13 protein-coding genes and 1 pseudogene are annotated in these 17434 nt (G+C 73.7%); 4 read left to right on the forward strand and 10 right to left on the reverse strand.

The genetic code is table 11. The annotated features are described in order from the left end of the window. Positions 1–133 precede the first annotated feature (133 nt). Positions 134–2596: a SpoIIE family protein phosphatase gene (locus ACH4LD_RS34250; protein WP_398058026.1), complete on the forward strand. Its 2463-nt coding sequence runs from the start codon at positions 134–136 to the stop codon at positions 2594–2596. A gap of 60 nt (positions 2597–2656) precedes the next feature. Here the strand turns inward: ACH4LD_RS34250 and ACH4LD_RS34255 are convergent, their stop codons facing one another. From ACH4LD_RS34255 to ACH4LD_RS34275, 5 genes and pseudogenes are all read right to left on the reverse strand, one after another. Next, entirely contained in the window at positions 2657–3079 is a 423-nt protein-coding gene (locus ACH4LD_RS34255) for a hypothetical protein (protein ID WP_051818799.1), read from the reverse strand. A 64-nt stretch (positions 3080–3143) separates the two neighbouring features. Beyond that, positions 3144–4040, reverse strand: a complete 897-nt coding sequence (locus ACH4LD_RS34260) for an RNA polymerase sigma-70 factor (protein ID WP_030991651.1) — start codon at positions 4038–4040, stop codon at positions 3144–3146. A gap of 88 nt (positions 4041–4128) precedes the next feature. Then, positions 4129–4923: an SDR family NAD(P)-dependent oxidoreductase gene (locus ACH4LD_RS34265; RefSeq protein ID WP_030652645.1), complete on the reverse strand. Its 795-nt coding sequence runs from the start codon at positions 4921–4923 to the stop codon at positions 4129–4131. Positions 4924–4962: 39 nt separating this feature from the next. Next, positions 4963–5788: pseudogene (locus tag ACH4LD_RS34270) on the reverse strand (aldo/keto reductase). 195 nt (positions 5789–5983) lie between these two features. Continuing rightward, entirely contained in the window at positions 5984–6943 is a 960-nt protein-coding gene (locus ACH4LD_RS34275) for an alpha/beta hydrolase family protein (protein WP_398058027.1), read from the reverse strand. 155 nt (positions 6944–7098) lie between these two features. On the opposite strand from ACH4LD_RS34275, the gene ACH4LD_RS34280 reads away from it, so the two are divergent. Next, positions 7099–7695 (forward strand): TetR/AcrR family transcriptional regulator, encoded by a 597-nt coding sequence (locus ACH4LD_RS34280; RefSeq protein ID WP_398058028.1) that lies wholly within the window; start codon positions 7099–7101, stop codon positions 7693–7695. 171 nt (positions 7696–7866) lie between these two features. After that, positions 7867–8157, forward strand: a complete 291-nt coding sequence (locus ACH4LD_RS34285) for a hypothetical protein (protein ID WP_398058029.1) — start codon at positions 7867–7869, stop codon at positions 8155–8157. Positions 8158–8184: 27 nt separating this feature from the next. On the opposite strand, the gene ACH4LD_RS34290 is transcribed toward ACH4LD_RS34285, so the two are convergent. Genes ACH4LD_RS34290 through ACH4LD_RS34305 form a run of 4 tightly spaced genes read right to left on the reverse strand, consistent with a single transcriptional unit; the run spans position 8185 to position 13043 of the window. Next, positions 8185–9345: an XdhC family protein gene (locus tag ACH4LD_RS34290; protein WP_398058030.1), complete on the reverse strand. Its 1161-nt coding sequence runs from the start codon at positions 9343–9345 to the stop codon at positions 8185–8187. Next, on the reverse strand, positions 9338–11476 hold the full coding sequence (locus ACH4LD_RS34295; RefSeq protein WP_398058031.1) for a xanthine dehydrogenase family protein molybdopterin-binding subunit: 2139 nt from the start codon (positions 11474–11476) through the stop codon (positions 9338–9340). The genes ACH4LD_RS34290 and ACH4LD_RS34295 overlap by 8 nt, the downstream gene beginning before the upstream one ends. Further along, a complete protein-coding gene (locus ACH4LD_RS34300; RefSeq protein WP_398058032.1) occupies positions 11473–12465 on the reverse strand; it encodes an FAD binding domain-containing protein in 993 nt (330 codons plus the stop codon). Before ACH4LD_RS34300 ends, ACH4LD_RS34295 begins: the two co-directional genes overlap by 4 nt. Next, the gene (locus tag ACH4LD_RS34305) at positions 12462–13043 is read right to left on the reverse strand and encodes a (2Fe-2S)-binding protein (protein ID WP_398058033.1); all 582 of its coding nucleotides are present in this window, start codon (positions 13041–13043) and stop codon (positions 12462–12464) included. The genes ACH4LD_RS34300 and ACH4LD_RS34305 overlap by 4 nt, the downstream gene beginning before the upstream one ends. A 303-nt stretch (positions 13044–13346) precedes the next feature. Here ACH4LD_RS34305 and ACH4LD_RS34310 point away from each other — a divergent pair, with 303 nt between their 5' ends. Beyond that, complete coding sequence (locus ACH4LD_RS34310; protein WP_103810658.1) at positions 13347–13925, forward strand: TetR/AcrR family transcriptional regulator; 579 nt, start codon at positions 13347–13349, stop codon at positions 13923–13925. A gap of 614 nt (positions 13926–14539) precedes the next feature. On the opposite strand, the gene ACH4LD_RS34315 is transcribed toward ACH4LD_RS34310, so the two are convergent. After that, positions 14540–17422 (reverse strand): FAD-binding and (Fe-S)-binding domain-containing protein, encoded by a 2883-nt coding sequence (locus ACH4LD_RS34315; RefSeq protein ID WP_398058034.1) that lies wholly within the window; start codon positions 17420–17422, stop codon positions 14540–14542. Between the last annotated feature and the right edge of the window lie 12 nt (positions 17423–17434).

Consider the following 17434-nt stretch of genomic DNA (forward strand, 5'->3'; position numbering starts at 1 on the left):
CCGGTCCTGCTCTCGGGCGACACAGCCCCGTGATGCCCCGGCCACGTCGGCGAACCCCGGTCGCGGCCCCACCCCCGGACCGTGCGCATCAACCAGACAAGCAGGACCATAGTCATGTAAAAGGACGGAACCCATGAATCCTGCGCTGAACGGCTCCGATCCCCCCACGTCCGCCGACGCGCGCGACCTCTTCGACGCGTCCTCCGACGCGGCCGTCGTGCTCTCCGGCCGTGGCATCGTGCTCGGCTGGACCCGGGGCGCCGAGGAACTGCTCGGCTACTCGGCGGCGGAGGCTGTCGGCCGGTCCGCCGCGCGCATGGCGGCCGTTCCGGAGGATCCCGTGCGCATCGCCGGCATCGCCGAACGGTGCCGGGCCGGCATGGGATGGAGCGGCCTCGTCTCCGTACGGCACCGCGACGGCCACCGGATGGAGGTCGACCTCCGGGTGTCCGCCGTCTTCCGCATCCGCGGCGACGAGTGCTTCCTGCTCTCGGCGCGCGAGCGGCGGCAGCGGTGGTCCGTGGGCCAGTCGGTCCTCGACGGGTTCCTGACCCGCTCGCCGGTCGGCATGGCGGTGGTGGACCGGCAGCTGCGCTACGTGTGGCTGAACGACACCCTGGAACGCCTGGGCGGCGTGCCCCGGGAACAGCGGCTCGGGCGCCGGCTGAGCGAGCTGCTGCCCGGGCTCCAGACCGACACCCTCGAAGGGCTGATGCGGAAGGTCGTGGAGACCGGGGTCCCGGTCACCGACTACGAGTACGTGGGATGGAGCTGGTCCGACCCCCACCGCCAGCACGCCTTCTCCACCTCCTTCTTCCCGCTGGTGGACGCGGACGAGTCGGTCACCGGCGTCTGCTACATGGTCCTGGACGTCACCGAGCGGTGGAACGCCCGCCAGTTGCTGTCGCTGGTCAACGAGGCCGGCACCAGCATCGGCAGGACGCTGGACGTGGTGCGCACGGCCCAGGAGCTGGCCGACTTCGCGGTGCCCCGCCTCGCCGACTTCGTCGTCGTCGACCTGCTGGAACCCGTCCTCAGCACGGCGGGACACGGGGCGTGGCTGCCCGACGCGGGACCGGCGTCGGCGCGGCCGGTGATGCGCCGCGCCGGGATGCGCTCGGTGCGGGAGGGCTGCCCGGAGGCGGTGGCGCGGATCGGCGACCGGGTGGACTTCCTCCCTCCGCCGCGCGACCCCGGCATGCTCGTCAGGGGTGAGCCCACGCTCGTCCCGGTGCTCGACCCGTCCGACGAGCTCTGGATCGCGGAGCAGCCGGACCGGGTCGGCAGCATCCGGGAGTTCGGACTGCACTCCCTCATCTCCGTGCCGATGCGGGCCCGGAACACCGTCCTCGGCCTCACCACGTTCGTACGCTCGGTCAACCCCGTCTCGTTCCAGCCCGACGACGTCCTGGTGGCCCAGGAACTGGTGGCGCGGGCCGCGCTGTGCGTCGACAACGCCCGCCGCTACAGCCGGGAGCACATGGCGGCCGTCACGCTCCAGCGCAGTCTGCTGCCGCACGCCCTGAGCGGCGGCACCGCGCTGGAGGTGGCCTCGCACTATCTGCCCGCGGACCCGACCGGCGGGGTCGGCGGCGACTGGTTCGACGTGATCCCGCTGTCCGGCGCCCGCGTGGGACTCGTGGTCGGCGACGTGGTCGGCCACGGCATCACCGCCGCGGCGGGCATGGGCCGGTTGCGCACCGCCGTACAGACCCTCGCGGACATGGAGATGCCGCCCGACGACCTGCTGGCCCATCTCGACGACCTCGTGCTCCGGCTCAGCGAGGAGGAGACCGGCGAGGGGGCGGCCGACGACGGCGCGAGCGCGTTCCTCGGGGCGACCTGCCTGTACGCCGTCTACGACCCTGTCACCCGGCGGTGCACGATGGCCCGGGCCGGCCATCCGCCGCCCGTCCTCGTCACCCCGGACGGACACGTCGACTTCCCCACCCCGCCCGCCGGTCCGCCGCTCGGGCTGGGCGGATTCGGATTCGAGACCGGCGAGATCGAACTGCCCCCGGACAGCGTCTTCGGCCTCTACACCGACGGACTGATCGAGGCGGCCGACCGCGACATGGAGGTGGGCATGGCCCGGCTCGGCGAGGCCCTGGCCCGGCCCGGCACCGACCTGGACACCCTGTGCCGGGCGACCGTCCAGCGTCTCGTCTCCGGCCCCCAGTCCGACGACATCGCGCTGCTCCTGGCCCGTACGCACGCGGTACGTTCCGACCAGGTGGCCTCGTGGGACGTCCCGGCGGACCCGGCCGCCGTCGCCGACGTCCGGACCCGCGCCGCCCGCCAGGTGGAGGTGTGGGGCTTCGGGGACCTGGCCATGACGACGGAACTGATCGTCAGCGAGCTGGTCACCAACGCGATCCGCTACGCGGCCCCGCCGATCCGTCTGCGCCTGCTGCGCGACGCCCGCCTGACGTGCGAGGTCGCCGACGCCAGCAGCACCGCCCCACGGCTGCGGCACGCCCGCAGCACGGACGAGGGCGGCCGGGGCCTGTTCCTGGTGGCCCGACTGGCCCATCGCTGGGGAGCCCGGTACACGCCCGAGGGGAAGGTCATCTGGGCGGAACAGGAAATTCCGTGAGTGCGGCCCCGGCGCACGGCCCGGCCGCGCCGGTCGTGCACCGTCGGCAGCCGCCGGAGGTTACGACACGCGGCCGGAGCGCACCGGCAGGCGGGCGGTGAGCGCCTGGCCCAGCGCGAGCGTGCTGAGGCCGAACATGAGGACGCCCAGGGGGACATGGAGCGACGGGACGTGCGCGATGCCCAGGACGACCTGCGCCGAGGCGAGGACGAGGAAGCCGGAGGCGTGCAGGACGGGCCGGGGCGATCCGCCGCCCGGCCGCCACGCCAGGACCGCGGCGAGCACGTACAGCATCGACGCCCCGTACATCACGCGGGCACCGGCGCTGTGCAGCGTCTCGCCGTAGGAGGAGGACAGCAGCAGCCCGGCGGTGGCCGCCTGGAAGAACAGGGCCAGGGTCTGCAGGGCGATCGAGGCCTTCAGGAGGGCGGGGCCGCGGAGCGCTTGGCTGCCGCGGTGTTCCGCCGTCGTCCGTGCGGTCATGGTGGGTCCCCCTCGTGTGCGTGCTGTGCGGACAGGCGGTGTCCCGGTGGTGGGCCCGGCGCGCTCAGCGCAGGGTGAGCGTCGTCTCGGACGCGATGCGGGTCAGCTTCTCCGGGTTGCGGACGTAGTAGAGGCCGGTGATGCGGGCGTCCTCGACGCGGACGGCCATGACGCCGTCGAGCTCGCCGTCGAGGCGTACGACGAGTGCGGGGCCGCCGTTGACCACGGTGGGTTCGCAGGTGACCGTGCCCCTGTTCCCGTGGGAGCCGCCGAAGTAGAAGCGGAACACGTTCTCGGCGCCGACGATCGGCCGTAGCGCGGCCCGCTTGAGGCCGCCGCCGTCGCTCACGAGGACGATCTGCGGGGCGAGCACGTCGAGGAGGTCCTGCGGGTTCCCGGTTTCCAGCGCGCGCCGGAACGACTCCAGGGCCGCCCGGGTGGCGCCCGGCGACACCACCGTACGAGGGCGGCCCGACTCGACGTGCCGGCGGGCGCGGTGGGCGATCTGCTGGACGGCGCCGGTGCTCTTGCCGAGGGCCTCGGCGATCTCGGAGTAGCCGACGTCGAACACCTCGCGCAGGACGAACACCGCCCGCTCGGTGGGCGAGAGCCGGTCGAGGACGAGCATCATCGCCATCGACACGCTCTCGGCCAGCTCGACGTCCTCGGCCACGTCCGGCGCGGTGAGCACCGGCTCGGGCAGCCACTGGCCGACGTACGCCTCCCTGCGGCGCTTCAGCGCGCGCAGCCGGTTGAGCGCCTGCCGGGTCGTGATCCGGACCAGGTAGGCGCGCCGGTCGCTCACCCGCGCCAGGTCGACCTCGACCCAGCGCAGCCAGGTCTCCTGGAGGACGTCCTCCGCGTCGGCGGCCGAGCCGAGCATCTCGTAGGCGACCGTGAACAACAGGTTCCGGTACTCGACGAACGCCTCGGTCGCCGGATCGTCGGCATGATCACCCATGTCTCGCCTCTCTTCTCGCCGGCCTCGTACTCAAGACACCGGAGAAGCGCAGGCGTTGACAGTTTGTGAGGCAGGTCACATGTCGACGTCAGGGCAGGATGGAGTCCACGTAGCCGCCGTCGACCCGGAGGGCGCCTCCCGTGGTGGCGGAGGCATGGGGCGAGCTGAGGTAGACGACCATGTTGGCGATCTCCTCGGGCTCGATGAGCCGCTGGATCAGGGACTGGGGCCGGTACTTGACCATGAACTCGCGCTGCGCCTCGTCCCAGCTCGGCTCGTCCCCGACGAGTTCCCGGACGAACTCCTCGACACCGCCGGTGTGCGTCGGCCCGGCGATCACGGAGTTGACGGTGACACCGCTGCCGGCGGCTTCCTTGGCGAAACCGCGGCTGACCGCCAGCAGGGACGTCTTCGTCATGCCGTAGTGGATCATCTCCGCCGGGATCACCACGGCGGAGTCGCTCGCGATGTTCACGACGCGGCCCCAGCCCCGTTCCCGCATGCCGGGCAGGCAGGCGCGGATCAACCGGACCGCGGAGAGGACGTTGACCTCGAAGTAGCGGACCCACTCGGCGTCCTCGATCTCCAGCGGCGGGGCGGCGCCGAAGATCCCGAGGTTGTTGACGAGGATGTCGACCTCGGGCACGGCGTCGAGCACGGCACGGGCGCCCTCCGCGGTCGCCAGGTCGCCGGCCGCGCCCATGACGTCCGCCCCGTCGGCCTCGGCGCGGACCTCCTGCACGGCTTTGTCGACGGTCTCACTGCGACGGCCGTTGACGACCACCCGCGCGCCGGCGCGGGCGAGGCCGACGGCGATGGCCTGGCCGATGCCCTGGGTGGAGCCGGTGACCAACGCGGTCCGGCCGGTCAGATCGATGTGCACGGGAAACCTCCTCGGTTGGGGGGCGGGGCGGTACGGCGCTCAGTTGAACGTGTCGGGGTCAGGACCGGTCCGCAGGCCCCGGTCCGAAGCGGCCAGGCTCCGCAGGTCCTCGTCGGTCAGCTCGAAGCCGAAGACGTCCAGGTTCTGCCGGATGCGCTCGGGCGTCACCGACTTGGGGATCACGATGTTGCCGATCTGGAGGTGCCAGCGCAGCACGACCTGCGCGGGGCTCACGCCGTACTTCGAGGCGAGGTCCGCCACCGCCTGGTCGCCGAGGACCGCACCCTGCGCGAGCGGGCTCCACGCCTCCGTGGCGATGCCGTGCCGCTCGTGGAAGGCGCGCAGTTCCTCCTGCTGGAGGCCGGGGTGCAGCTCGACCTGGTTGACCACGGGCGTCACGCCGGTGTCGGCCAGCAGCCGCTCCAGGTGGGGCGCCTGGAAGTTGGAGACGCCGATGGCACGGGTGCGGCCCTCGCCGAGGATCTTCTCGAAGGCCCGCCAGGTGTCGAGGTAGAGGTCCCGGTCCGGGGCGGGCCAGTGGACGAGGTAGAGGTCGACGTAGTCGAGGCCGAGCTTGTCGAGGGAGGCGTCGAAGGCCGCGAGGGCCGCGTCGTGGCCCTGGTCCTCGTTCCACAGCTTGGTGGTGACGAACAGTTCGCCGCGCGGGATGCCGGACTCCGCGATGGCCCGCCCGACGCCCCGCTCGTTGCCGTAGATCGTTGGCCGTGTCGATGCTGCGGTACCCGGCCTCCAGCGCGGTGGCGACCGCCGCCGTGGTCTCGTCGTCGGGGACCTGGAAGACACCGAAGCCGAGCTGCGGCATCTCGATGCCGTTGTTCAGCGTCACGTTCGGGATCGCGTTCATGGGCTGTGCCGTCCTTCCGGAGGTGCGCCGCTCACCGGGTGCGAGGCGTCCCGTCCGGGTACCCCTCGTCGCGTCGTCCGAGAGCGACCGTGTACTTTCCAGGCGCGGGCGATCCATGCGCACACGCCTTACGGTCGTCGACAATAGTTGCGGACGCGGTATAAGTGCAAACGCAAGCAGTCCCGGAGTGTGCGCCTACTTGGATTCCAGCCGCCCGAACGCGTCCGGGCCGGTGGCCAGCGCGTCCTGTGCGTCCCGCCACGCGCTGTCGCCGGGGTCGAACGCGCTGCGCAGGTAGGCGGAGGTGAGCCGGGCCAGCGCGGCGACCCGTCCGGGGTGCTCGTCCGTCGTCTCCGCGGCGTCGTACCCGGCGATCCCGCCGAGGCCGTGCTCCGCGTCGAACAGGGTGAGCAGGGTCTTGGGGGCCGGGGCGAGGTGGTACGGGTCGGCGTGCCAGGCCGGACCCATGTCCGTGAAGTGCCGCGAGTCGTCCTTCTCCCCGGCGACGACCAGCGCGGGCGTGGTCATGGTGGAGAAGTCGAGGGTCCTGAAGACCGGCAGCCGTTCGGCCATGGGCCCGTTCAGGACGTCCCCGCCCCGGCCGGGGGCTGCCAGCAGTACGCCCTGTTTGATCCGGGGCTCGAAGAGGTGCACCTCGCGACCGTCCTCGGGGTCCGTGAGCCGGGCGCCCAGCAGGAGGCTCGCGGTGAAGCCGCCGAGCGAGTGTCCGGCCACGGCGACGCTGTCGTGGTCCAGGCGCCCGGCGAGCCGCGGTACGGCGTCCTCGATCACGTCGAGGCGGTCGAGGACGTGGGTCATGTCCTCGGCGCGGGAACGCCAGAAGAAGGGCGCTCCGGGAACGTCGGCGAGCAGGTGGGCGAGTGTCCTGGAGCTGAGGTGGGTGGGCTGGACGACGGCGAGGCCGGAGGCGGCCCAGCGGTGGGCGAGCGGCGCGTAACCGTTGAGGGAGGACAGGTTGTTCGAATTGCCGTGCCCGTGGGAGAGGAGGAGGACGGGCAGGTCGGTCCCGGTCGCCGGTGCGGTGACGCGCACCTGGAGGTCGACGGGGCGTCCGGGTACGGGCAGCACCACCGGGCCGTACGACAGCACGGGGGTCGGCGGGGTGGCGGTGGTGGCGTGGTCGGGTGTGCTCATGGGTGCGGCCTTCCTCGGTGTTCGGCATCGGCCGGAGTGAAAACGGAACGTTGTTCCGCTTGGGTGACGGCTACGATACGGAACGGCGTTCCGCTTCACAAGTGCATGCGGAACATTGCTCCGCTTATCGGCGGCGAAGACGAGGAGACAGAGCGGTGTCCACTTCAGGCCAGACCGGACCGGCGCCTGCCGCGGGCAGGCGGGCCGACGCGGTGCGCAACCAGCAGAAGCTGCTGGCCGCCGCCGCCGAGGTGTTCGTGACCTCCGGCGTCGACGCGCCGATCCGCGAGATCGCGGCCAGGGCGGGCGTCGGTATGGGGACGATCTACCGGCACTTCCCGACCCGCGCCGATCTCGTCGTCGCCGTCTTCCGGCACCAGGTCGAGGAGTGCGCCGAAGCGGGCCCGCGCCTGCTGGCCGACGCCGGCTCGCCGCTCGCGGCGCTGCGTCAGTGGATCGACCTCTTCATCGACTTCCTGGTCACCAAGCACGGACTCGCCGACACCCCGCAACCGGACAGCAGCGGCTTCGCCGCGCTCCACACCTACTTCCTCGACCGCCTGCTGCCCGTCGCCGAGCAACTGCTCGACGCGGCGGTCGAGGCGGGCGAGATCCGGCCGGGCATCCAGCCGTACGAACTGATGCGCGGCATCGGCAACCTCTGCGTCGGCTCCGGCGACGACCAGCGCTACGACCCCCGCCGCCTGGTCGCCCTGCTCCTCCAGGGCCTCCAGCCGTCGCGGCCGTCCTGAGGATTCCCCCTCGTGGGCGCGACTGTTCGCCGGGGGCGACCGCCGGTCCCGTGGAGCGCGGCGGGGTGGCGCTGACCTCCCCCGGGGCCCGAAGGACCTTACGGGACCAGGCGCTTCGGAAGGGCTTCACGGGGCCAGGCGCCTCGGAAGGACTTCACGGGGCCAGGTGCCGTGCATGCGGAGCCGAACCCCGTGGTCGCGGCGGCCACCGCCTCCGCGGTCACCGGCGCCCACCACCACGGACAGGTCCGTGCCGGCGCTTCCGGCGCGGACCTGTCCTACGACCTGCTCTCCACGATCGACCAGGCGACCGGTGGCGCCCCCGGCACCGAACCGGTCCTCGCCCCGGTGCCGGGCGCCGCTGACCGGCCGGCGCCGTATCTGAGGTCCGTCAGGCGACCGGGCGCCGCTGACCGGTCGGGCGCCGTGCCTGAGGTTCGTCAGGCGACCGGGCGCCGCTGACCGGCCGGGTGCCGTACCCGAGGTTCGTCAGGCGACCGCCGCCCGGCCGCCGTCTCCGCGCCCGTCCCCGGTCCGGTTCTCGTGATGGATCGGCGTCTTCCCGCCGGTCAGCGGTACTCCCGTCCCGCCCCGCCGCGCGGCGACGATCTCCGCCGTGATGGACAGGGCGGTCTCCTCCGGTGTGCGGGCGCCGAGGTCGAGGCCGATCGGTGAGCGGAGCCGGGACAGCTCCCGTTCGGTGAGACCCTCCGCCCGCAGACGCCGGTCGCGGTCCTCGTGGGTGCGGCGCGAACCCATCGCCCCGACGAACGCGACCGGCATCCGCAGGGCCACCTTCAGCAGCGGCACGTCGAACTTCGCGTCGTGGGTGAGCACGCACAGGACCGTACGGGCGTCGGTCGCGGTGCTCCGCAGGTAGCGGTGCGGCCAGTCGACGACGACCTCGTCGGCGTCCGGGAACCGGTCCGGCGTGGCGAAGACCGGGCGGGCGTCGCAGACGGTGACGTGGTAGCCGAGGAACTTGCCGGCCCGGGCCAGCGCCGACGCGAAGTCCACCGCGCCGAAGACGATCATGCGCGGGGGCGGCACGTTCGACTCGACCAGCAGCGTGACACCGCCGGGGCAGTGTGAACCCTCCGCGGAGAGCTCGACCGTGCCGGTGCGGCCCGCCTCCAGCAGGGCACGGGCCTCCGCCGCCGCCACCCGGTCCAGCTCCGGCCGGCCGCCGAGACCACCCTCGGACGTGCCGTCGGACCGGATCAGCAGGGCCCGGCCGAGGAGTCCGGCGGGGCCCCGGGCGACCCGGGCGAGGGCCGCCGGCTCGCCCCGCGAGGCGGCCGACAGCGCCGGCCGCAGGACGGTCCGTACGGGGGCGTCGCCGACCACCGGCGTGACCAGCACCTCGATCGTCCCGCCGCAGGTCAGGCCCACGGCGAAGGCGTCCTCGTCGCTGTACCCGAACCGTTCGACCACGCTCCGGCCGGTCCGCAGCGCCTCGCGGCACAGGTCGTAGACCGCGCCCTCCACGCAGCCGCCGGAGACCGAGCCGATGACCGTGCCCGCGCTGTCGACGGCGAGGGCCGCGCCGGGACCGCGCGGCGCGCTGCCGCCGACCGCCACCACGGTGGCGACGGCGAACTCCCGGCCCTCCTCGGTCCAGCGGCGCAGCTCCTCGGCCAGGTCAAGCATCCGGCGCTCCCGCGGCGGCCGACAGGATCCGGTCGGGCCGGATGGGCAGGGCACGGTGGCGTACGCCGGTCGCGTGCCAGACCGCGTTGGCGATGGCCGCCGCGGCGCCGACGATGCCGACCTCTCCGATGCCCTTGATGCCGACCGGGTCGTCCGGGTCCGTGTCGTCGATCCAGTCCGCCTCGACGCGGGGCACGTCGGCGTGGGTGGCCACGTGGTAGCCGGCGAGGTCGGCGCCGACATGGCCGCCCGATGCGCGGTCCCGGACGGCCTCCTCGTGCAGGGCCATGGAGATGCCCCAGATCATGCCGCCCCGGAGCTGGTTGCGGGCGGTGAGGGGGTTGACGATCCGGCCCGCCGCGAAGACGCCGAGCATGCGCCGCACCCGCACCTCACCGGTGCCGGTGTCCACGGCGACCTCGGCGAACTGCGCGCCGAAGGAGTGCCGTTCGGCGGGCGGCAGGGCCGCGATGGCCTCGGCGGTGTTCGTGCGGACGGTGACGCCCTCCGGCGGGATGTCGGTGCCGAGCGCCAGCCGTTCGCGCAGTTCACCGGCCGCGGCCCGGACCGCCCAGGACCAGGAGCGGGTGCCCATGGAGCCGCCGGCGATCATCGCGGGGCCGAAGGCGCTGTCCCCGATGCGCATCTGGATCCGCTCCGGCGGTACCCCAAGGGCGTCCGCCGCGACCAGGGTGAGCGCGGTACGGGCGCCGGTGCCGATGTCGGCGGCGGAGATCCGCACGGTGAAGGTGCCGTCCGGGTGCGCGGTCGCGGCGGCGGTGGACGGCGCGGCGCCCGCCGGGAACGAGGCCGCGGCCGTGCCGGTGCCGAGCAGCCAGCGGCCCTCGCGGCGCATCCCGGGACGCGGGTCCCGGTCCGCCCAGCCGAACCGGCGGGCGCCCTCCCGGAAGCAGGCGGCCAGATTGCGGCCGGCGAACGGCAGGCCCGACACCGGGCCCTTCTCCGGTTCGTTGCGCAGCCGCAGCTCGACCGGGTCGATCCCGCACTTCTCGGCGAGTTCGTCGAGCGCCGCCTCCAGCGCGAACGACCCGGGTGCCTCGCCCGGGGCGCGCATGAACGTCGGGGTCGGCACGTCGAGCCGGATGAGGCGATTGGCGGTGTGGTGGGCCTCGGCGTCGTACATCACCCGCGCCACCCCGGCGCTCGGCTCGACGAACTCGTACACCGTGGAGGTGGCGCTGACGGAGCTGTGCTCCAGCGCGCGCAGCCGTCCGTCGGGGTCGGCGCCGAGCCGGACCCGCTGGGTGGTGGGGCTGCGGTAGCCGGCCAGGGAGAACATCTGGCGCCGGGTCAGGACGACCCGCACGGGCCGCTGCAGCACGGTCGCGGCCATCACGGCGGCGACCTGGTGGGCGCGCACGCCCTTGCTGCCGAAGCCGCCGCCGACGTGCTCGGAACGCACCCGCACGGAGGCCGGGTCGAGCGAGAAGAGGTTCGCGAGCTCGCCGGCGACCCACGTGACGCCTTGGTTGGAGTCGATCACCTCAAGCTGTCCGGCGTCCCAGCGGGCGGTCGCCGCGTGCGGCTCCATCGGGTTGTGGTGCTCTTCCGGGGTGGTGTACTCGGCGTCCACCACGACGGGCGAGGCGGCGAGCGCGGCGTCGAGGTCGCCCTTCTCCGTCACCGCCGGCATGTGGCCGTCCAGCGGGTACGCGTCCGGGCGCTCGCCGGTGAAGGCGACGTCGTGCGGCTCCTGTTCGTAGTGCACGACGAGGGCCTCGGCGGCCTCCCGGGCCTGTTCGGACGTCTCCGCGACGACCAGTGCCACCGGCCAGCCCCGGTGCGGGACCCGGTCGTGCTGGAAGACCGCGCAGGTCGGGTCGGGGCGCATGCCCATCAGACCGGTGTAGTCGGTCTCCAGGCGCAGGGCGTTGCGGTGGTCCAGCACGGCCAGGACGCCCGGCATGGCGAGGACGGGTTCGGTGTCGAGGGCGCTGATGCGACCGCGGGCGACCGTGGACAGCACCAGCCAGCCGTGGGCGAGGCCGGCGAAGGGCACCTCGCCCGCGTAACGGGCCGCACCGGTGACCTTGTCCCTGCCCTCGACACGGGTGTGGCCGGTGCCCACGGAGGGTGCCTGCGCGGGTGTTCCGGTGGTGACGGCGGTCATCGTGCGGTCTCCTCGGCGAGTTCGGTCAGGACGGCCACCACGAGGTTGCGGACGAGGTCCACCTTGTACCCGTTGTGCGGCAGCGGCCGTGCCGCGGCCAGCTCGGCGTCCGCCGCGGCGGCGTAGGTCTCGGCGGTGGCCGGTGCGCCGGTCAGGACCCGCTCGGCCGCGACGGCCCGCCACGGACGGGAGGCCACGGCGCCGAGGGCCAGGCGCACGTCCCGGACGACGCCGTCACGGACGTCGAGCGCGGCGGCGAGGGAGCCGATCGCGAAGGCGTAGGAGGCGCGCTCGCGGACCTTGCGGTAGCGGGAGCGGGCGGCGACCGGGGCGGGCGGCAGCGTGACGCCGGTGATCAGCGCGCCCGGCGGCAGGGCGGTCTCCCGGTGCGGGGTGTCCCCGACGGGCAGGTAGAAGTCGGCGAGCGGCACCTGTCCGGGCCCGTCCGCCGTCTCGAACAGGACCACGGCGTCGAAGGCGGTCAGGGCCACGGCCATGTCCGAGGGGTGTACGGCCACGCAGTGGTCGGAGGCGCCCAGGATCGCGTGGTTGTGGTGCTCACCCTGGATGGCGGGGCACCCGCTGCCGGGCACCCGCTTGTTGCAGGGCTGGGTGACGTCGGTGAAGTAGCCGCAGCGGGTGCGCTGGAGCAGGTTCCCGCCGACCGTGGCCATGTTGCGGAGCTGCCCGGAGGCACCGGCCAGCACCGCCTGGGCGAGCGCCGGGTAGCGGCGCCGGACCTCGGGGTGTGCGGCCAGGTCGCCGTTGGTGACGGTCGCGCCGATGCGCAGACCGCCCTGCGGTGTCGTCTCGATCTCGTCCAGCGGGAGTTCGCGGATGTCGACGAGCCGTGCGGGCCGCTCGACGCCGGTCTTCATCAGGTCGACGAGATTGGTGCCGCCACCGAGGTAGCGGGTGTCCGGATCGGCGCCGAGCAGGGCGACGGCCCCGGCGACGTCGTGCGCCCGCTGGTAGTCGAACTCCCTCATGCCACGGCCTCCTCGGCGCCCGTCGCGGAGTGCGCGCGACCCTCGTCCGGCTGGGCCCCGGCCGCGCGGGCCACCGCGTCGACGATCGAGACGTACGCGGCGCAACGGCACAGGTTTCCGCTCATCCGCTCGCGGATCTCCTCGGCGGTCAGGGGTGGTGGCCCCGCTTCGGGGCGGACGTCCTCGGTGACGGCGCTCGGCCAGCCCGCCGCGTGTTCCTCGATCATCCCGATCGCCGAGCAGATCTGGCCCGGTGTGCAGTAGCCGCACTGGAAGCCGTCCAGGTCGAGGAAGGCCTGCTGCACGGGATGGAGCCGGTCACCGTCGGCCACGCCTTCGATGGTGGTGATCTCCCGGCCCTCGGCCGCCACGGCCAGTTGCAGGCAGGCGACCGAGCGGCGCCCGTCCACCAGGACCGTGCAGGCCCCGCACTGCCCCTGGTCGCAGCCCTTCTTGGTGCCGGTGAGATCGAGACGCTCGCGCAGGGCGTCGAGCAGGGTGGTGCGGTGGTCGACGGGCAGTGTGTACTTCTCTCCGTTGATCTTCAAGGTGATGACACTGGACGTCGATGAGGCCATGGGCTGCTTCTTTCGCGTTTCCAGGACAGACGGGGGGACCGGCGACCGGTGGTGCGTCGTGCGGTGTGTGCGTGTGCGATCTGTGCGTCGTGCGATGTGTGTCGTGACGGACGAGGCGGCGGTGGGGTGCCAAGGTGCGCGGGGCCGGGGGCTGGGACCCCGGCGAGGGCGACCGGCGACTGCCGCGGGGCCGCCTCGGCCGCTATGGTGAACGTAAACGGATAACTGTCCGCTCACAGGAAACGTAACGGACACTTGTCCGCTTAGCAAGGGCGAGGTTCGGCCACGCCATGAGGAGGACGAGTGCCGCAGCAGAAGGACTCACCCCGGCGCTCGGACGCACAGCGCAACCGCGAGCGCATCCTGGAGGTGGCGCTCACCGAGCTGTCGCACTGCGCCGACGCCCCGCTGAGCGTGATCGCCAAGAAGGCCGGGGTCGGGCAGGGCACCTTCTATCGCAACTTCCCCAACCGCGAATCACTCGTCCTGGAGATCTACCGCCATGAGATGCGGCAGGTCGCGGACAGCGCGGAACACCTGCTCGCCGGCCGGGCACCCGACGAGGCCCTGCGCGCCTGGATGGACCGGCTCGCCGAGTTCGCCATGGCCAAGGCCGGACTGGCCGACGCGATACGCCAGGTCACCGGCGCCCCGGGCGGCCCCGCCAAGCCGTCCCCCACCCCGGTGGCCCACGCGGCGGAACTGCTGCTCCGCGCCAACGAGGAAGCGGGCACCATCCGGCCCGGAGTCACCGCGGACGACTTCTTCCTCGCCATAGCGGGCCTGTGGCAACTCGACCCCCACGACGACTGGCAGCCCCGCGCCGCCCGCCTCCTCGACCTGGTCATGGACGGGTTGCGGAGCGGGGCGCGCGGGGGGTGAGCGGCATGCGGCGCGGCCGGCGAGGCGCCTGGGCAGGCGGCGCCAGGGTGCGGGCGGGCGCTCCGCGCCCCCTGGGTAAGGAGTCGCACGGTGGGTGGTCGGAGGCGGGCACGCCTCGCGGTTGAGCGGCTGCACCTGCGACGGCCCCGGTAGGGGAGGGGCGACGACGAGTGGCCGACGGCCCGCCGTCAGGGCGGTACGCGCCGGGGCCCGCCGTCAGGGCGGTACGCGTCGGGGCTTGCCGTCAGGGCGGTACGCGTCGGGGCCCGCCGTCAGGGCGGTACGCGTCGGGGCTTGCCGTCAGGGCGGCACACGCCGACGGCCCCTGGCAGGGAGGGACGCGGCAGCGGGTGCCGCGCCGACGTCAGCCGGGCTTTCCGGCGCCGTGCGCGGGCCCGGCCGCCGGAAGGCCGCCCCCACATGCCCCACTCCAACCAGCGCGCGCCCGAGACGAGGCCCCTGCATCCGCTCGGCGGGCGGCGGCGTGGCGATTTCGGTGGGGGCCGGTGCCGCCGTCCCCGTCCGGAGGCGAGGCCCTTGCATCCGCTATCCGCTATCCGCTCAGCGGGCCGCGGCGTGGACATTGCCGTGGGGCCCGTGTCGACGCGTCGGCCTCAGGCCGTGGCCTCGTCGAGGAGTTCCAGTACGTGCCGGTACGGCCGGCCCGTGGCCCGGGTCATTCCCAGCTCGCAGGTGCGGTTGCAGGAGGCGTACGCGTCGTACGTGCCCGCGTTCACCTCGGCGGCCTGGGCGGCGACGGCGGACGCGGTGATCTCCGGGTGGAGCAGGCCCCGGTCCCCGGCGAACGCGCAGCAGCCCCAGTTGTCGGGGACCGTCACCTCGTCGCTCACCGCCGCGGCCACGGTGCGCAGGGCCGTCTCGATGCCGAGGTGCACAGTGGAGCAGGTGGGATGCAGGGCGAGGCTGCCCAGGCGCCGGGGTTCGGGCAGGGCGGGGAGCAGCTGCTCGGCGGCGAAGACGACGCTGTCGACGAAGCGCAGCGAGGCGAAGCGGGCGCGGTCGGACTCCGGGAGGGCGTCACGGAGTTGGTCCAGGCCGTGCGTGCAGGACGAGGCGTCGCACACCACCGGCAGCCGGCCCTGCCCGCTCGCCTCCCACAGCGCCTCCAGGGTGCGAGCGGCCATGGTGCGGTACCCGGCGGTGTACCCCTTGGACTGCCAGGGGGTGCCACAGCACAGCCCGTCCAGCCCGGAGGGCACGGCTACGGGAACTCCGGCCCGCGCACACAGGCGCAGGAAGGCCCCGGCCGCGCCCGCCGCCCCGCCAGGGCTTGCCTCCCCGCCTTCCTCCGGTGCGAAGAGACTGCCGATGCACGCGGCGAAGAACACCGCGCGGGCTCCGGCCGGGTGGCGGGGTGCGGGGCGGGCGGGGCCGCCACGGGGGATGTCGTCGGTCCAGGCCGGTACCAGCTCGCCCGCCCCGAGCCGGCGGAGCGCGCCGGTGGCGGTGCGCAGGACGGGGGAGGGGGCGGCGTGGGCCGTGTTCAGGGCGACGCGTACGGCCTTGACCGTGGTCCCCCAGTGCCGGGCCACCGTGTTCCCCGCGCGCTGCGCGACCGCACCGTGCCGGTCGGCGCGCAGGCGTTTCATGACCGCACCGGTGTCGATGGTGACCGGGCACGCGGTGACGCAGAGACTGTCGGCGGCGCAGCTGTCCACGGCCGCGTAGTCGTAGTCCTCCGTCAGCGCGCGCCGCCGCTCCTCGTCGCCCGCCGCCGCGGCCAGCGCGATCTCGCGCCGCAGGGCGATGCGCTGACGCGGTGTCGTGGTGGCGTCGGCGGTCGGGCACACCGGCTCGCAGTAGCCGCATTCCACGCACGCGTCGACGGCGGGGTCGACCTCCGGGATGCTCTTGAGGTTGCGCAGGTGCGCGCTCGCGTCGTCGTCCAGGAGCACACCCGGGTTGAGCACCCCGTGCGGGTCGCACAACCGCTTCAGCTCGCGCATGACGTCGTACAGCTCGTCGCCGTACTGCCGGCGCACGAACGGCGCCATGGCCCGCCCGGTGCCGTGCTCGGCCTTCAGCGTGCCCCCGGCGTCCAGGACGAGGTCGGCCATGGCGTCGGTGAACCGGGCGTAGCGCTCGACCTCGGAGGCGGAGTCGAAGTCCTGGGTCAGCATGAAGTGGAGGTTGCCGTCGCGGGCGTGGCCGAAGATCACCGCGTCCTGGTAGCCGTACCGGTCGAAGAGCCCGGTCAGGCCCTCGCAGGTACCGGTCAGCCGGTCCATCGGCACCGCGATGTCCTCCAGCAGCGCGGTGGTGCCGGGGCGGCGCGCGCCCGCGACGGCGGTGTACAGGCCCTTGCGCAGGTGCCAGAGCCGGGCCCGCAGGCGCGGATCGCCCACGAGCGCGGTGTCGTTGACGGCGGGCATCCGGTCCAGGACCCGCCGCGCGTCCGCCACCCGCTCCGTCAGCAGCCCGGGGTCCTCCTCGGCGAACTCCACCAGCAGGGCCGCGTGCCGCTCCACGCGCAGGCCGCGCACCTCGTCGACGGGGTCGGGGGACTGCTGCGCCACCCGCAGCGACGCCGCGTCGAGCAGTTCGGCGGTGCGGGCACCGGCTGCGAGCAGCGCGGGCAGGGCGTCGGTGGCCTCCGCGAGGCCCGGCAGCACCAGCAGACCGGTGGCGGTGTGCGGCAGCAGCGGGACGGTGCGGAAGACGGCCTCCCCGACGAAGCCGAGGGTGCCCTCGCTGCCGATCATCAGGTGGGCGAGGATGTCCGCCGGTTCGTCGTGGTCCAGGAACGAGTTGAGGCCGTAGCCCATGGTGTTCTTCATCGAGAACAGCCGCTCGACGGTGGCGCGGGACCGGGCCGAGCCGCGCACCCGGTCACGCAGCCGCAGCAGGCCCGCGTGCAGTCCGGGTTCGCGCTCCCGCAGTGCCCGGTCCGCGTCGGGGAGCGCGGTGTCGACCACCGTGCCGGAGGGCAGCACGAACTGGAGTGACTCCATGGTCCGGTAGGCGTTGTCCCGGGTGCCGCAGTTCATGCCGCTGGAGTTGTTGGCGACCAGACCGCCGATGGTGCAGGCGGACTCGCTGGCCGGGTCGGGGCCGAGCCGGCGTCCGTACCGGGCGAGCCGCGCGTTCACCTGCCGCACGGTCAGCCCCGGCTGCACCCGCACGCGCAGCCCGTCGTCGAGGACCTCGGCGCTGCGCCACGCGCTGCGGACGTCCACGAGGACGCCGTCGCCGCCCGCCTGTCCCGCGAGGCTGGTGCCGCCCGAGCGCAGCGTGAGCGGCAGCCCGGCGGCGCGGGCGCCGGCCATCAGGGCGCCCACCTCGGCCGCCGACACGGCACGCACCACCGCGCGCGGGGTGAACAGGTACGGCGAGGCGTCGTGGGCGGCGGCGACCCTGCGGGGGACGTCGGTGGTGACCCTGGCCGGGTCGTCGACGCACGCGGACAGCAGCTCGGCCAGGCGGTCGGGCCGCTCCACCGCGCGCGCGGTGGCGGAAGGGACGTCGGTGGGGCTCATGGGTCCTCGGAT

This window comes from Streptomyces sp. NPDC017676, from assembly GCF_044329325.1.
Lineage (GTDB): Bacteria > Actinomycetota > Actinomycetes > Streptomycetales > Streptomycetaceae > Streptomyces.